Below are 15,875 nucleotides of genomic sequence, written 5' to 3' on the forward strand. Positions count from 1 at the left end.
AGTTGGCATGTCGAACCTCACCGACCAGTCCGCACCCAGCTACACCCTGACGGCCGACGAGGCCTCCGCCATCGCGGAGCTGAGCCTCGAACTGGCCGTCTCCTACCCCTCCTTCGGCGATCCCGTACTGCTGCGCGACCTGCCGCGGCTCGCGGCCCGCCTCCCCGAGGGCGTGCAGGACTTCCTGCGCGAGTTCAAGCTGGCCGACCGCCACGGCCACACGGTGATCCGCGGGCACGACTTCGACCAGCAGCGCATCGGCCCCACCCCCGACCACTGGCGGGGCCGCAGCCGGCCCGGCCCGGAATTCCCCGAGGAGCTGCTGCTGATGCTGTACTCGGCGCTGCTCGGCGAGCCCTTCGGATGGGCCACGCAGCAGGACGGCCACCTCGTGCACGACATCTTCCCGATCCGCCAGCACGAGCACGACCAGCTCGGGATGGGCAGCAAGGAGTTGCTGACCTGGCACACCGAGGACGCCTTCCACCCGTACCGCAGCGACTACCTGATCCTGGGCGCGTTGCGCAACCCCGACCACGTGCCCACGACGGTCGGCGACCTGGACCTGTCCTCGCTGTCCGCCGAGGACATCGACATCCTCTTCGAGCCGCGCTTCCACATCGCACCCGACGAGTCACACCTGCCGAAGAACAACACGCTCGCGTCCGAGGAGGAGGCGGCCCGGTTCGCCACCATCCAGCGGATGATCGACGAACGGCCGCTCGGCCCGCTGCTCTACGGCTCGCGCCTGGACCCGTACATGCGGCTGGACCCGTATTTCACCTCCGTGCCGGAGGACGACACCGACGCCCGGCGCGCCTACGACGCGCTGTTCAAGGTGGTGGACGCCGGGATGCGGGAGGTCGTCGCGAACGAGGGCGACGTGCTGTTCATCGACAACCACCGCGCGGTGCACGGCCGGCTGCCGTTCCAGGCCCGCTACGACGGCACCGACCGCTGGCTCAAGCGGGTCTGTGTGACGGCCGACCTGCGCCGCTCCCGCGAGATGCGGGCCACGGCCCAGACGCGGCTGCTGGGCTGACGCGCCGGTGTCCCTCACCCTGACCGACCTGTCCCGGGACCCGTGGCTGCTGCCCGACGTGGACGCCCTGATCGGCGCCAACATGCCCGCGTTCATGAGCTGGGAGTCCCCCGGGAACTGGCGCTGGCACGGCATGTACGACCGCTACGCCGCCCACCAGCTGTGTCTGGTGGACGGGGCCGGGCGCCTGGTCGCGGCGGCCAACGGGCTGCCGGTCCGCTGGGACGGCAGCGCCTCCTCGCTGCCGTCCGGCAGTGACGAGGTCCTGGTGGAGGCCGTCGACCACGGCCCGCCGGACCAGCCGGACGCCGTGTGCATGCTGTCGGTGTCCGTGGATCCCGGGCACCGGGCGGCCGGCCACGCCGAGCGGCTGCTCACCGAGGTGCGGCGGCGGGCCGCCGGGACGGCCCCCCGAGGGGTGATCATCCCGGTCCGGCCCACCCGCAAGGCGCGTTACCCGCTGATCCCGATCGGCGAGTACGCAGCCTGGCTCCGGCCCGACGGGCGCTGCTTCGACCCCTGGCTGCGCACCCATCTGGAGCTGGGCGCCCGGCAACTCGGCATCGCCGAGCGGTCCTTGGTGATCCGCCAGCCGGTTGCCCGCTGGGAGGAGTTCCTCGGGCACGCGCTGCCGGGCCCCGGCGACCACCCCCTGCCCGGGGCCCTGGTACCGCTGCGCGTCTCCGAGGACGGCTACGGCACGTACGCCGAGCCCAACGTGTGGGTCCACCACCCTGCCGGACGGGATACGCCGTAGCCGGGGCCGCCTCCCCGGCCCGCCCCCCGTGCCATTCCCTTCTTCGACGAACCCTGGAGAGAACCATGCCTCCCGTACGCCTCGCCATCATCGGGTGCGGCGCCGCAGCACGCGGCTGTCACCTGCCGGCCCTGCCCCCGCTCAAGGGGGACGTGCAGCTGACCGCGCTCATCGACCGTGACCCGCCCAAGGCCGAGGCCGCCCTCGCCCTGTACCGGGAGCTGGGCGGCACCGACGCCGACCAGGTGGTGCTCGCCACGGACCCTGCCGAAGCCGCCGACGCGTTCGACGCCGCCGTGGTGGTCGCGCCGCACACCCTGCACGCGCCGATCGTGCGGGCGCTGCTGGCGGCCGGCAAGCACGTCCTGCTGGAGAAGCCGATGACCACCTCCGTCGAGGAGGCCAGGGACCTGGCCGCCACCGCCGCGGCCGAGGGCGCGCCGGTGCTGGCGATGGCCCACCCGCGGCGGCTCTTCCCCGCCTACGCCTGGGTCAAGCGGCTCATCGACGGCGGAGACCTCGGCGAGGTGGTGCGCATCGACTGGTCGGAGGGCCACCCCTACGCCCATGAGCCGGTCTCCTGGTCGATGTTCGACCGGCGGCTCGCCGGCGGCGGCGTGCTCACGGACACCGCCTCCCACGTCTTCGACACCCTGCTGTGGTGGCTCGGTCCCGGCGCGGAGGTGGTCCACTACGAGGACGACTCCCTCGGCGGGGTGGAGAGCGACGCCTCGGCCCACCTGCGCTTCGGCGCCACCGATGTGCACTGCGACTTCAGCCGGCTGCGCGGTCTCGGCACGGGCTGCACGATCACCGGCACCCGGGCGACCGCCACCATCGGCACCGACTTCCCGGCCGGGGAGTGCACCCTGGTCACCGCGGACGGGGTGGAACTGCACCGCGGCGACGTGGAGGCCGTCGCCCCGGCCCAGGGCGAGTGGGAACTGCTCTTCACCGAGCAGCTCGGCAACTTCGCCGCCGCCGTACGCGGTACGGCGCCGGCCCACTCCACCCCGCAGGACGGCGTACGCGTCGTCGAGCTGATCCAGGAGTGCTACGGCGGCCCCGCCCACCGGCGCTCCGCCCAGCCGTGGACCACGCGCGGCAGCGAGGGCCTGCCCGGCCCGGGCCTCACGCTCACCGGCCGCACCGTGGCGGTCACCGGCGCGAGCGGGTTCATCGGCGGCAGGATCGTCGAGCGTCTGGTCCTGGGCACCGGGGCGCAGGTCCGGCCCGTGGTCCGCGGCTTCGGACGGGCCGCGCGGCTGTCCGTCCTGCCGCAGGACCGGCTGGGGTTCCGCCAGGGCGACCTGCTGGACCCCGCCTCGCTGCGCGTGGCGTTCGAGGGCTGCGACACCGTCGTCCACTGCGCGTTCGGCAGCACCGGTGACGAGGCCGGCCGCTGGGCGGCCTCCGTCGACGGCACCGCGGCCGTCCTGGCCGCGGCGCGCGCCGCCGGCGTCCGCCGCGTGGTGCACCTGAGCACCGTCGACGTCTACGACCCGGCCGTCACCGGCGCCCTGACCGAGGACTCCCCCGCCCGCCCGGCCGACCCCGCCGACCGGGAGTACGAGCAGCAGAAGCTCGCCGCCGAGCAGCTGGCCCTGGAGGCCCACGGTGACGGCCTGGAAACGGTCGTCCTCCAGCCGGGTGTCGTCTACGGCCCGTGGGGCGGCCAGTGGACCACCGCCCAACTGCGGCGTGCGGCAACCGATTTCACGCAGCTTCCGGCGGGCGCCGAGGGTGGTGTGTGCAACGCCGTGTACGTCGACGACCTGGCCGACGCCGTCCTCCTGGCCGTCGGAACCGCGGCCGCCGCCGGCGAGCGGTTCCTCGTCGGCCGTGCCGAGGAACTTCGCTGGGGCACCTTCTTCGACGCGTTCCGCACGCTTCGCGGCCTGGGCGGTCCTTCGGTGCTGCCCGCCGGGGAGCCGGTCGCGGACTGGGAGCTGGAGCTGTACCGATCGACCGCCCGCGCCGACTACGGCAAGGCCCGCCGCATCCTGGGCTTCACGGCACGCACCCCGTTCGCCGAGGGAGCCGCCCTGACCGGGCAGTGGGCCCGCTGGGCCGGGGAACTGCCGGGGGCCGGCGCATGACGGGGGTCACCGACGTCCTGGTCGTCGCGCCGCACCCCGACGACGACGTCATCGGCTGCGGCGGGTCCATCGCCAAGCACGTGCGCGACGGCGCACGGGTGACGGTCGTCATCGTCATCGGCCGCGAACGCAGCGCGCTCGACGACTCGGTCAGCGACGCCGAGTTCGCCGCCGAGACGGAGGGCGCCGCGAAGGCCCTGGGCGTGCACCGCTGCATCCGCCTGGAGGAACCCTCGCGGGACTTCGTCCTCGACCGCCGGGTCCATCTGGACCTCGTCCGGGTCCTGCGGGAGGTGCGTCCGCAGGTGGTGTACCTGCCGCACGACAACGACGACGATGTCGAGCACCGCATGGTGCACCAGCTCACCCTCGAAGCGCTGTGGATGGCCCAGTCGGAGTTCTTCCAGGAGACGGGCGGCCGGCCGATGCCCGCACCCCGGCTGGTGCTCGGCTACGAGGTGTGGGCGCCCATGGCGCGCTTCCAGTACGCCGAGGCCATCGACGGGCAGATCGAGACCAAGGTCGAGGCGATGCGCGCGTACGCCTCCCAGCTGCGGCACGCCGCATGGGACGAGGGCATCCGCGGCCTGGCCCGCTACCGCGGCGCGGTCTCGGCCGGCTCCGGGTACGCGGAGGTGTTCCAGGTGCTGAGCCTGGGTTCCCTGCCCTCCTCCGTCGGGGCGGGCGGCGGCCATGACTGACCGCCTCCTGGTCTGCGGGCTCGGCTCGGGCATGGACCGGTCCCTGTCCGAACTGCGCTCGCCCCGGCGGGAACTGGTGGTGGCGACGGACCACCCGACGGACCGGGCGCAGGCGGCTGCGGACGTCCTGCTCGTGTGCGACCCGAACGACGCCGTGGCGGTCCTCGCGGAGCTGTCGGCGGCCGGCATCGACCGGATCGACGGGGTGTTCTCCCTCGGCGCGGACAACCCGCCGGTGATCAGCACGATCGCGCAGCGCTTCGGCTGCCCGGGCCTGCCGCTGGAGACGGCCCTCGACTGCACGCTCAAGGACCGGCGCCTGAGGATCCTGCGTGCGGCCGGGCTGGACCTGCCCCGCTTCGCCACCGCCGAGAGCGTCGGCGAGGCGGTGCGGGCGGTCGCCGACGTCGGCCTGCCGGCGGTCGTCAAGCCCAGCGACCAGACGGGGTCGCTGGGGGTGCTGAAGGCGGAGTCGGCCGGGCAGGTACGGGCGCTGGCGGAGGAAGCGCTGCGGCTCAGCCCCGGCGGGCGGATCGTGGTGGAGGAGTTCCTGGAGGGCACCGAGCACACCCTGGCGGCCTTCATGGTCGACGGCGAGCTGCACCGCTTCGGGTTCGCCGACCGGGAGTACGGGCGCAAGGAGGAGTTCGCCCCCCACTTCTTCGAGGGCGGCGACACTCTTCCCAGCCGGTTGACCGCCGAGCAGATCGAGGAGGTCACCGACACGGTGCGGCGCGGGGCGCGCGCCCTCCGCCTGGACCCGGCGGTGATCAACACCGACATCCTGCGCACACACGACGGCCGGGTGGTCCTCCTGGAGATCACCTGCCGGCTGACCGGTGCCCGGATCGCCACCGAGGTGATGCGGCTGGCGACCGGGGTGGACCCGCTGCCCAACGTGGTCCGGCTGGCCCTGGGCCGCCCCCTGGAGCCGGCCGAACTGGTGCCCCGGCACAGCCGCGCCGCGGTCCAGCGGTTCGTCCCGGCGGATGGCGGCGTCGTCGAGTGGGTCGGCGACCCGCGGGACGTATCCCGCCGGGCCGGGGTGCACGACGTGTTCTGGGGCCTCGACCTGAAGCCCGGCACCGTGGTGCCGCCCTACCGCGGCGGCGCCGACGTACTGGCCGGGGTGATCGCCCACGCCGCGCAGCCGGCGGAGGCCGAGGCCATCGCCGAGCGCACCCTGCGCGCCCTGCCCTTGCGCTTCAAGGCCGGGTCTCCATGACAGCGCCCGTTCAGCGGGCACCCGTACGCACACGAGCCTGACGAGGGAGAACAGAGATGGCCACCGACCCGGTGGACGAGGCGGCGGTCGACAGGGGCATCGCCCGGACCAGCGTGATCATCGCCCTGCGTGACGACCTGCGGATCGCCGACTGCATCGCTTCGATCGACGAGGACGTCGAGATCGTCCTCGCGCTCAACGGACCGAGTGACGCGGTGCTGGAACTGATCGCCGAGCACCCCCGCCCGCTGACCGTCACCGAGATCGAGGACGTCGGCAACCTGGGCGCCGCCTACAACGCGGGGGCCGCCGCCACCGACCGGCAGTACCTGCTACTGATGGACTCCGACTGCACCTTCGCCCCCGGGGTGGTCCGCGCCATGGTCCGCGCGGTGCTCACCGATCCGGTGGTCAAAGGGCAGGTGGTGTACGGGGAGTCGGACGGGCTCCTCAGCAAGCTCACCGCACGGGTCCGCGAGTTCGACGAGGGGGACTACGTCAGCGCGCTGTCCCCGCCGCTGATCTACAACCGCGACATAGTCGACCACATCGGCGGCTACCACTTCGATGAGCTGATCCACTGGTGCGAGGACCGCGAGTTCGACTTCCGGCTCCAGCTGGCGGGCATCCCCGTGGTGTACCTGCCCGAGGCGCGCATCTTCCACGACGCCCAGCACGGCTTCGCCAACATGCGCAGCTACTTCCGCTACGGCGTCGGCGAGGGCATCGGCCAGGAGACCGGGGTGTTCACCACTCCGGCGGTGCCGGTGGCGTGGCGGCTGTTCGAGGCGTCACGGACGCTGGTGCACTGCGCCCGCGACAAGGGGCCGGGCGCGGCGGCCTACTACGCGCTGCTGAAAGCGGCCTTCCACACGGGCACCGCCCACCACCTGCTCAACGACCCGTACCGGGTGCGCGATCGCTACCCCGCCTCGGCGAAACGGGCGCGGATGGTGCGGTCCATCCCGCAGCACAGCACCAAGCTGACCGGCGCCCAGCTGCGACGGCTGCGGCGGGCGCACTGGGAAGCGGGCCGGCGGATCGAGAAGGTGGCCGACCTGTCGGTCTTCCACCCGGACGCCGCCGACCCGGGTACGGCGTCAGCCGCCGGGCAGGCACGGCAGCAGCAGGCGTGAGGGATGGTCGCCGCCGTGGTGGACGGTGTGGTGGGCGAGGACCCGCGGATGGACATCGAAGCGCGGCGCGTTGCTGGCCGCGATCTCCAGACGGATCCGGTGGCCGGCGCCGAACCGGTGACCGACCGCACCCAGCGCGACGGTGACCTCGACCGGCTCGTCGGGGACGGATGCCGCGTCCGCCCCCGGCTCCAGGCGGCGCACGCCGTCGCACAGCAGCTCGGCCCGGCCGCCTGGGTGCACGTCGACGAGCTTGCCGGTCACGTCGGCGCCCGCCGCGTCCGGGGTCACGTACACCGTCAGGACGGTGTCGCCGACGACGGTCAGCGGCTCCGCGAGCGGCTCGCTCGTGAAGCACAGCACGTCGGCGCGCCGTTCGACCTCCCGCTGGTCCATCGGACCGCAGTCGCCGCCGGTGAACTGGCCGGGGAGGGCGGTGGCGCCCCCGGTCGTGGGCACGGGGTCGGCCGGGTCGTGGCGGAGCCGGTCCCAGCCGGGGGCCTCCGGAGGGGGGCCGGGCGTCAGGCCGCGGCCGTGCAGGTGCAGGACGAGGTCCCGGGCGCCGGGGACGGGCCAGTCGGGGAAGGCGCGCCATGCGTCGGCGCCGGTGACGAACAGCCGTACCGGTTCGGGTTGCGGACCGCCGGCCCGCCGCCGCAGGTGGCGGTCGAAATGATCCAGATGGAGACCGGTGACATCGATGCTGCGTTCGTCGGCCGCCAGCCCGTAACGACGCTGTGGGAATATCCCGCCGGTGACGCAGTGGGACCACGGACCGACCACCAAGTGCGACGGAGTTCCACATTCCCGAATTCCCCGGTAATTCTCCAGGGCGCCGGCGAGGAAAATGTCGTACCAGCCGGTGAGGTGGAGCACCGGGACGCCGATCGACGGATACGACTCCCGGGGGGCGGCGCGCCGCCAGTACGGGTGGCCGCCCGGGTGGGCGCGCCACTGCCGGTAGTAGGGGGCCAGCCGGTCCAGCAGGTCCGCGGCGGCCTCCGGGTCCCGGTAGAGCTCGTCGATCCGGTCGACGGCACGGGCCACCTCGTCCAGGTCGGCCCCGGTCAGTCCGGCCCCCTCCAGCAGCAGGTCGTAGAGCACCCAGTACAGGACGAAGCCCCACTGGAAGGCGCCGCCCTGGCGGGTCCAGCCCTCATCGAAGCCAGATCCGGCCACGTGCGGGACGATCGCACCCAGGCCGGGCGGGCGCTCGGCCGCGGCGAGCAGTGCGGCCATCGCCTCGTAGGAGCGGCCGAACAGGCCGGCCGATCCGTCGCACCAGGGCTGCTCCACCGCCCAGGCGACGGTGTCCGCGCCGTCCGCCGCCTCGTGCCAGTACGGCTCGAAGGTGCCGCCGGAGCCGAACCGGCCGCGTACGTCCTGCACCAGCAGGGCGTAACCGGAGCGCACCAGGCGCAGGCCGTCGACGGAGGCCCCGCCCGGGCTGCCGGATTTCCCGTAGGGCGTCCGGCGCACCAGCACCGGCACCGGGCAGCCTGAATCGGGACGGTAGAGGTCGGCACTCAATAAAGTGCCGTCACGCACGGGTATTTTCAGATCGTGTTCCACAACAATACGCACCCGCCCATATTCCATCAGGACGAGGGAATTCACAATGCAGTCCTCCGGAATCCATTTCCTGGAACCGTTCTTCGAGACGGCGCGTACGGATCCGGCTCGCCCGGCCGTGGTCGACAACGGGCTCGTGGTCGGCTACGGCACCCTCGCCGCCTGGGTACGGGAGGTGGCCGGCGCCGTCGCGCCACGGACGGAGCGGCCCCAGCCGCCGGTCGGGGTCGTCGTGCACCACTCGGCCCGGGACGTGGCGGCCCTCCTGGGCGTGCTCGCTGCGGGGCGCGCCTACGTGCCGCTGGAGGCAGGCCACCCCTCGGCCCGGCTGGAGTCCGTCCTGGCCCGGCTGGGGGTCCGCGAGGCCGTGGCGACCGCGGACACCGGCTGGCAGCCCGCGGTCGCGCGGACGGTCCGTCCCCGCTGGGCGCCCGCGGCGGAGCCGCCCCCCGCGGCCACCGTGCTGCACGACTCGGGCGTGGGGCCCGAGGACCCGGCGTACGTGCTGTTCACCTCCGGTTCCACCGGCGAGCCCAAGGGAGTGGTGGTGCCACACCGGGCCCTCGCCGCCGTGGTGCCGGTGCTGCGCGACCTGTACGGCATCGGCCCGCACTCCACGGTGCTGCACTTCCACGGCGCCGGCGGCGACACGAGCCTGGAGGAGATCCTCCCCACCCTGACCGGCGGCGCCACCCTCGTCGTCGACGACGCGGCGCGCGAGGGTTTCACGCAGGTCGCCGAGGACCAGGAGGTCACCGTCGCGGTGCTGCCGACCGGCTTCTGGCACAGTCTGGCCGGTGACCTGCTGCAGCAGGGCACCGGCCTCCCCGCGTCCCTGCGTACGGTCGTGATCGGCGGGGAGGCGGTGCGGGCCGACATGCTGGAGCGCTGGCGGCGGCTCGGCACCGGAGGGGTGCGGCTGCTCAACACGTACGGATCCACCGAGACGGCCCTGGTCACCCACGCCGTGCAGCTGGCCGGGCCGGGCGCACCCGAACTGCCGGACTCCGGCGGCGACCTGCCCATCGGGCTGCCCCTGCCGCACGTGGGCCAGCGCGTGGCCGACACGGGCGAGCTGTACGTGTCGGGGCCAGGACTGGCCCTCGGCTACCACGCCGCGCCGGAGGAGACGGCGGCCAGCTTCACCGAACACGGAGGGACCCGCTGGTACCGCACCGGGGACCTGGTCTCCACGGTGCCCGGAGGCGGCCTGGTGTTCCGGGGCCGCTCCGACCACCAGGTCAAGATCCGCGGTCACCGGGTGGACCTGGTGGACGTCGAGGCTCTCGTCGGGAGCTGCGAGGGGGTCCTGGAGGTGGCGGCCGCGCGGGTGGACCGGGCCGAGCACAGCACACTGGCCGCCTTCTTCGTACCGCTGCCCGACCACGACCCCGGCGAGGTGGCGACGGGCGTCCGCGCCCGGCTGGCCGGCACGGCGGCCCCGCACCTGGTGCCCAGCCTGCTGGTGCCGGTCGCGGAGCTGGAACGCACCCACACCGGGAAGGTGGACCGCAACGCCACCAGGGACCGGTACCTGGTCACGACGGGGGCGAACCGATGAGGGCCGCGGCGGGCGCCGCACGGGCCGCGGTGCCCGGGGGGCCGTCGCAGGCGCCGGCGGGGGCGCCACAACCCGCCGGGGAGTCCGGCCCGGCCGGCCTGGCCGCGTACGCCTCCCGCCGCCTCGGCGTGGTCCTCGACCCGGCGACCGCTCGCGCCGACGAGAGCGGATGGGACTTCCGGGTCACGCACATCCGGGCGGTGGACCGCACCTGGTGGATCCTGCGGCAGCCGCGCCGGCCGGAAGCCTCGGAGCAACTGGCCTTCGAGGGCGCGGTGCTGGCCGCCGTACGCGACCGGACGCCCGTGCCGGTACCCGACTGGCGCCTGCACACCCCGGACCTGGTCGCCTACCCCCGCCTGCCCGGTGAGGCGGCGGGCACCGAGGATCCCGACACCCTGGTCTACGGCTGGTCCCTGGACCCGCTGGCGCACCCCGGCCACTACCTGGAGCCCCTCGCCCGGGCGCTGGTCGCGGTGCACACGACGCCGCTGGACAGCCCCGCCCTCCCGGCGGGCCGGGGGCAGGCGGACCCTGGCGCCGTGCGCGCCCGGATCGCGGACCGGCTCACGCGGGCCCGCGCCGAACTCCCCCTGCCCGCCGCCGGGCTGCGGCGCTGGCGGGCTTGGCTGGACGACGACCGGCTGTGGCCCGGCCGGCTGACGCTCGTCCACGGCGACGTGCACCCCGGGCACACCCTGGTGGTGCGCCCGCGGTCCGGTCCGCCGGCCCTGTCGGGCCTGCTGGACTGGGCCAACGCCGATGTCGGCGATCCCGCGGCCGACTTCGTAGACATGCTGTACGCCGGCGGCACCGCCGTCCTCGACCGGCTCCTGGAGGCCTACCGGGCGGCGGGCGGCGAGGTGCGCGACGGCATGCGGGCGCACATCCTGGCACGCGCCTCCTTCCTGTGGGTCCACGTGGCGCTGCGGGGTCTGGACACCGGCCGCCCCGCATGGGTGCAGACGGCACTGCGCAGGATGGCGCCGTGAGGGGCACGGGGCGGCGCCCTCAGGGGGCGGACGGCACGGAGGGCGCGGCGGGCTCCGCCCGTACGACGGGGCACACGCCCGGCGGGACGGCGTACGCCCTGCACGGGACCGGGAACCTGCCGGTGGTGCTGGTCGCGGGCGCGGGCGGCACCGGACGGATCTGGGAACACCACCAGGTGCCGGCACTGACCGCCGCCGGCCGGCGGGTGGTCACCTTCGACCACGGGCCTGCGCCGGCCACCGGGCCGGCCGAACTGGCCGCTCGTACGCGGGAGGTGCTGAGGGCCCTCGACCTGCCGCCCTGCCCGCTGGTCGGCCACTCCCTCGGCGCGCTCGCCGTCCAGGAGCTGCTCCTGACCGATGCGCACCTGGCAAGCGGGGCGCTGCTCGTGGCGACCCGTGGCCGGCCCGACGCGGTGGGGGAGGCCGTGGCCCGTGCGGAGGCCGCCTTCGCCGGGGCGGGCACCCGGCTGCCGGCGGAGTACGAGGCCTTCGTCCGGCTGGTGCAGCACCTCTCTCCCAGGACGCTGGCCGACGAGGGCGCGACCGCAGAATGGCTCGACTTGTTCGAATTCGCTGCGCTGACCGGCGGGTCGGCCGCGTACCAGCCGGGCCCCCCGGTCCGCGACCGGCTCGCGGACTACGGCCGGATCGCCGTGCCCGTCCTGGTGGTGGGGTTCGCCGACGACGTGCTGGCGCCCGCCCCGCTGGGCCGGGAGGTCGCCGCCGCGATCCCCGGCGCCCGCTACACGGAGCTGCCGGACACCGGCCACCTCGGGTTCCTGGAACGGCCCGGGGCGTTCAACACCGTCCTGCTGGACTTCCTCGCCGCCTTGGCCCCGACCGACCCAGGAGTGTCCCGTGTCCCCTGAGCCCCACTCCCCCGCCCCCGCCCCCGCCCCTGGAGAGGTCGAGGTCGTCCATGTCGGCCAGGAGCCGCCGGACTCCTGGGCGGCGGCCGTGTACCTGTGCGGCCCGACCCCGACCGACCCCGCCGAGCCGTCGTGGCGGCCGGCCGCCGTGGCGGCACTGCGGTCCGCGTGGTCCGGTGCCGGACGGCTGGTGGTGTTCCTGCCTGAACCGGCGCCCGGCGGCGGCTACCCGGCGTACGGGGACCAGATCGCATGGGAGGAGGACGCCATGCACCGGTCCGACGTGGTCCTGTTCTGGATCCCGCGCGACATGGCCCGGCTGCCGGGCCTGGTGTCCAACATCAAGTGGGGCGCGTGGTGCGATTCGGGCCGCGCCGTGCTCGGGGCGCCGCCGGAGGCCGAACGCATGGAGTACCTGCTCCACTTCGCCGCCGTCCTGGGGGTCCCGGTGGAGCGGACGCCGGCGGGTGCTGCCGAGGCCGCACTGCGGGCGGTCGGGCCGGGCTCCGTGCGCAGCGCCGGCGAACGGGCGGTGCCGCTGACGGTGTGGCGGACCGGTCCGTTCCGCACGTGGTACGCCGCCTGCCGGGAGGCCGGGGACCGGCTGCTGGACGCGCGCGTGGAGTGGTACGCGCCGGCGGCGGCGCCTGACGGGGCCGCCGCCTGGCTGCTGACCGTCACCGTCGCGCCGGGCGACGGCTCCGGGCCCGCCGTGGGCCGGCTGCTGGCGGCTCAGGGGCAGGGCATGCTCATGTAGAGCGCCTGCTCGCCCTCGGATGCGGTGCCCAGGTACAGGGCGGTGTCCAGGCCGCAGAGGGCGAAGCCCATCCTCCGGTAGGCGTGGATGGCCGGGGCGTTGACGTTGGTCACCTCCAGCCAGAGGTGCCCGGCGCCCCGCTCGCGGGCGAAGTCCACCGCGTGCCCCATCAGCGCCCTGCCGACGCCGCGGCCCCGGTGGCCGGGGGCGACCTCGATGTCCTCGATGGTCAGCCGCCGGTTCCACGCGGAGTAGGAGACGGCGGCGAAGCCGGCGAGGCCCCCGTCGGCGCCGACGGCGACGAAGGTGCGACTGTCGGCGTCCTCGCCGTCCGTCTCCCCGTCGTCGCCGTCCTCGTCCTCGTCCTCGGGGAACACCTTGACCAGCGGCGGGTCAACCGGAACCTCGCGGAGGGCGAAACCGTCGCCGGTCGCGACGACATCGAATACGGTGCTGGTGGTGAAGGACCCGTCGAGGGCCTCGATGGCCTCGGCGTCCTCGGGACGGGCGATGCGGAACTCGTACGTCGTGTCACTGAGCGCGGTCATGCCACGAGGCTATGACCGACGTGCCCGGGTGAGGGCGGGTTTCAGCCGCACGCGCCCGGCGGCCCGGCCCCGGCCGCACCGGGAATCAGCCGGAAGCCACCGGCAGCACGTCCGGCGACAGCGAACCCGCCCGCGACGCGGCACTCGTCATCCGCCGGCGGTGGTGGCGGCGGCAGAGGACCTCGTAGCCGATCTCCTCCGCCGGGCGGTTCACGTCACCCACCACGACCTGCGCGCCTTCGACCACCATCGCGCCGCCCACCGTACGGGCGTTGTGGGTGGCGCGGGCGCCGCACCAGCACAGGGCCTCGACCTGGAGCTGCTCGATCCGGTCGGCGAGCTCGATCAGGCGCTGGGAGCCGGGGAACAGCTTGGTGCGGAAGTCCGTGGTGATGCCGAAGGCGAAGACGTCCATGTCGAGGTCGTCGACGATGCGGGCCAGCTGGTCGATCTGCTCCGGGGCGAGGAACTGCGCCTCGTCCACGATCACGTAGTCCGCCTTGCCGCCCTTGGACAGCTGGTCCACGAGGTAGGCGTACAGGTCCATGCCCTCGCCGGCCTCGACCGCCTCCGTGACCAGGCCGAGGCGGGAGGACAGCTTGCCCTCGCCCGCACGGTCGTCACGGGTGAAGATCACGCCTTGCAGGCCCCGCGCCGACCGGTTGTGGCCGATCTGGAGCGCCAGCGTACTCTTCCCGCAATCCATCGTGCCGGAGAAAAACACCAGTTCAGGCATGGAGGGAACGGGACCTTTCGGGTCAGGGGGAGCAGGAGGGGAACGGCGGCCGGGAAGTCGGCGGGTCAGGTGCGGACTTCGAGCAGCGGGACCAGCTGCTCGGCCGCGGTCATCGAGCCGTGCATGCCGACGAGCGCCGACTCGTTGGGCTCGTTGTCGGACGCGGTGATCGCCACGTCGGCGTGGGCCGCGGCGACCACGTCGCCGATCCGGCCGAGCACCCGCTCGTCGCACTCCCCCGGCGCACCGAACCAGCCCAGTTCCAGGGCCTCTTGCCGGCCCGCGACCCAGAACCGGTCGCCCAGTACCTCCCGCCACACCGTGAGGACGTCGGCCTCGGCGCCCGGTACGGCGTACACGTGCCGGGCCCGGCCCTCGCCGCCGAGCAGGGCCACGCCCGCGCCCAGCTCCCAGTCCTCGTCGAAGTCGATCCGGGAGTCCTCGTCGAACGGGACGTCCACCATCCCGTGGTCGGCGGTCACGTACAGCGCGGTGCGCGGCGGCAGTTGCTCGGCCAGCCGCTGGACCAGCCGGTCGACGTACATCAACTGGCCGCGCCAGGCGTCGGAGTTCACCCCGTGCCGGTGTCCGGCTCCGTCGAGCTCGCTGTAGTACGTGTACACCAGCGAGCGGTCGCCGGCCGCGAGCCGCTCGGCGGCGAGGTCCATCCGCTCTTCGCCGGTCATCCGGCCGAGGAAGGTGCCGCCGCTCAGTGCGATCTTGGTGAGCGGGGTGGTCTGGAAGGCGGGCGAGGACACCTGGGCGGTGGCCACACCGGCCGCGTCGGCCTGCTGGAAGACGGTCGGGTACGGCTGCCAGGGCGCCGGCGGGGTCCACGGCTGCCAGCGGAGCTGGTTCATCAGCTCGCCGGTGGCCGGGTTGCGGACCGCGTAGCCGGGCAGGCCGTGCCGCGAGGGCGCGAGGCCGGTGCCGACCGAGGCCAGGGAGGTCGCGGTGGTCGCCGGGAACCCGGCGGTGAGCGGGCGGCCGGTGCCGCCGCGTGAACTGCCGAGCAGGGAGGTCAGGTACGGGGCCTCGTCCGGGTGGGCCTTGATCTGCTCCCAGCCCATGCCGTCGACGAGGAACACGCAGTTGCGGTCGGCCGGGGTCAGCTCGGCGATGGCGGCGCTGAACCCGGGGACGCCCTGACCGGCCACCAGCGTCGGCAGCAGATCGGCGAGCGAGCCGGCTCCGTACTCGGGCACGGGGGCGCCCGCGGGCTCCAGGAGCTCCGGCTCCTGCCAGTCCTGCGCTGCGGAGTAGGCCATCAGCGGGGGCCGGCGGCGGTTGCCGCCGTCGCCTCGGAGAGCGCCTGCGCGAAGAGGAGGGTCTGGCGGACCGCCTCCGGGCCGTCGCCGGCCTCGCTGACGCGCAGGCTGAGGTCGTCGGCGGTGGAGTTTCCGGTGTAGCCGTGGTCGGAGTCGCAGTTCGGGTCGCCGCAGGCGGCGGGCTCCAGGTCGATCCGGGAGACCGCGCCCCAGCCGATGGTCAGGACGACCTCGCGGGGCAGGGTGCCGGGGGTGTACGACTCGGGGTTGGCGACGACGCGGCTGAGCACCACCGAGGAGATGCTGGCGAGCTTGACCGACTCGGTGGAGGTGGTCGCGTACGGGGACGGGGACCCGGCGTCGGCGGCCTGCTCGTCGGTGTGGCTCACGATGAAGCGGTTGCCGGTCAGGACGAGGACCGTGACGTGCCGGCGGACCTCGTTCGAGTCGAAGGTCGTCTCCTGGTGGACCAGGTACGACGAGATCGGCTCGCCGCCCACCGCGGCCTCCACGGCCTCGGCCACGAGGGCCGGGTAGTAGCCGCTGCGCTCGATCGCCGTGCGCAGCCCCTGGGTCGTCGTACCGGATTTCGCCATGGGGTCCATCCTA

Annotated in this window: 15 protein-coding genes; 10 read left to right on the forward strand and 5 right to left on the reverse strand. The window is 74.1% G+C overall.

Annotated features, from left to right (window positions below; translation table 11 throughout):
• The first annotated feature begins 7 nt into the window (after positions 1-7).
• The 6 genes from vioC to AB0B01_RS07945 all read left to right on the forward strand — a co-directional run bounded on the left by vioC (position 8) and on the right by AB0B01_RS07945 (position 6,960).
• Positions 8-1,042, forward strand: coding sequence for an arginine beta-hydroxylase, Fe(II)/alpha-ketoglutarate-dependent (gene vioC, locus AB0B01_RS07920; RefSeq protein ID WP_361714021.1), 1,035 nt, complete (start codon positions 8-10; stop codon positions 1,040-1,042).
• Between the two features lie 7 nt (positions 1,043-1,049).
• Positions 1,050-1,799, forward strand: a complete 750-nt coding sequence (locus tag AB0B01_RS07925; RefSeq protein WP_361714023.1) for a hypothetical protein — start codon at positions 1,050-1,052, stop codon at positions 1,797-1,799.
• A 65-nt stretch (positions 1,800-1,864) separates the two neighbouring features.
• On the forward strand, positions 1,865-3,898 hold the full coding sequence (locus AB0B01_RS07930) for an NAD-dependent epimerase/dehydratase family protein (protein ID WP_361714025.1): 2,034 nt from the start codon (positions 1,865-1,867) through the stop codon (positions 3,896-3,898).
• Positions 3,895-4,599, forward strand: a complete 705-nt coding sequence (locus tag AB0B01_RS07935; RefSeq protein WP_361714027.1) for a PIG-L deacetylase family protein — start codon at positions 3,895-3,897, stop codon at positions 4,597-4,599. The genes AB0B01_RS07930 and AB0B01_RS07935 overlap by 4 nt, the downstream gene beginning before the upstream one ends.
• Complete coding sequence (locus AB0B01_RS07940; RefSeq protein WP_361714029.1) at positions 4,592-5,824, forward strand: ATP-grasp domain-containing protein; 1,233 nt, start codon at positions 4,592-4,594, stop codon at positions 5,822-5,824. Before AB0B01_RS07935 ends, AB0B01_RS07940 begins: the two co-directional genes overlap by 8 nt.
• 56 nt (positions 5,825-5,880) lie before the next feature.
• Entirely contained in the window at positions 5,881-6,960 is a 1,080-nt protein-coding gene (locus AB0B01_RS07945) for a glycosyltransferase (protein ID WP_361714031.1), read from the forward strand.
• On the opposite strand, the gene AB0B01_RS07950 is transcribed toward AB0B01_RS07945, so the two are convergent.
• Positions 6,925-8,508 (reverse strand): CocE/NonD family hydrolase, encoded by a 1,584-nt coding sequence (locus AB0B01_RS07950; protein ID WP_361714033.1) that lies wholly within the window; start codon positions 8,506-8,508, stop codon positions 6,925-6,927. The two genes, AB0B01_RS07945 and AB0B01_RS07950, sit on opposite strands and share 36 nt — an antisense overlap.
• 70 nt (positions 8,509-8,578) lie before the next feature.
• Between AB0B01_RS07950 and AB0B01_RS07955 the strand changes: the two genes are divergently transcribed.
• Genes AB0B01_RS07955 through AB0B01_RS07970 form a run of 4 tightly spaced genes read left to right on the forward strand, consistent with a single transcriptional unit; the run spans position 8,579 to position 12,714 of the window.
• The gene (locus AB0B01_RS07955) at positions 8,579-10,093 is read left to right on the forward strand and encodes an AMP-binding protein (protein WP_361714035.1); all 1,515 of its coding nucleotides are present in this window, start codon (positions 8,579-8,581) and stop codon (positions 10,091-10,093) included.
• Entirely contained in the window at positions 10,090-11,085 is a 996-nt protein-coding gene (locus tag AB0B01_RS07960; protein ID WP_361714037.1) for a macrolide 2'-phosphotransferase, read from the forward strand. The genes AB0B01_RS07955 and AB0B01_RS07960 overlap by 4 nt, the downstream gene beginning before the upstream one ends.
• Entirely contained in the window at positions 11,082-11,957 is an 876-nt protein-coding gene (locus AB0B01_RS07965; RefSeq protein WP_361714039.1) for an alpha/beta hydrolase, read from the forward strand. Before AB0B01_RS07960 ends, AB0B01_RS07965 begins: the two co-directional genes overlap by 4 nt.
• Positions 11,947-12,714 (forward strand): nucleoside 2-deoxyribosyltransferase domain-containing protein, encoded by a 768-nt coding sequence (locus tag AB0B01_RS07970; protein WP_361714041.1) that lies wholly within the window; start codon positions 11,947-11,949, stop codon positions 12,712-12,714. The genes AB0B01_RS07965 and AB0B01_RS07970 overlap by 11 nt, the downstream gene beginning before the upstream one ends.
• Here the strand turns inward: AB0B01_RS07970 and AB0B01_RS07975 are convergent.
• The 4 genes from AB0B01_RS07975 to AB0B01_RS07990 all read right to left on the reverse strand — a co-directional run bounded on the left by AB0B01_RS07975 (position 12,690) and on the right by AB0B01_RS07990 (position 15,862).
• On the reverse strand, positions 12,690-13,262 hold the full coding sequence (locus AB0B01_RS07975) for a GNAT family N-acetyltransferase (RefSeq protein ID WP_361714043.1): 573 nt from the start codon (positions 13,260-13,262) through the stop codon (positions 12,690-12,692). The genes AB0B01_RS07970 and AB0B01_RS07975 overlap by 25 nt on opposite strands.
• A gap of 85 nt (positions 13,263-13,347) precedes the next feature.
• Positions 13,348-13,998, reverse strand: coding sequence for a thymidine kinase (locus AB0B01_RS07980; RefSeq protein WP_361714045.1), 651 nt, complete (start codon positions 13,996-13,998; stop codon positions 13,348-13,350).
• 65 nt (positions 13,999-14,063) lie between these two features.
• Positions 14,064-15,266 carry a nucleotide pyrophosphatase/phosphodiesterase family protein gene (locus tag AB0B01_RS07985; protein WP_361714048.1) on the reverse strand — a complete coding sequence of 401 codons (1,203 nt, stop codon included), beginning with the start codon at positions 15,264-15,266 and terminating at the stop codon, positions 14,064-14,066.
• A complete protein-coding gene (locus AB0B01_RS07990; RefSeq protein ID WP_356848460.1) occupies positions 15,266-15,862 on the reverse strand; it encodes a DUF5998 family protein in 597 nt (198 codons plus the stop codon). The genes AB0B01_RS07985 and AB0B01_RS07990 overlap by 1 nt, the downstream gene beginning before the upstream one ends.
• Positions 15,863-15,875 lie beyond the last annotated feature (13 nt).

It is taken from the genome of Streptomyces sp. NPDC044571 (assembly GCF_040647115.1).
Lineage (GTDB): Bacteria > Actinomycetota > Actinomycetes > Streptomycetales > Streptomycetaceae > Streptomyces.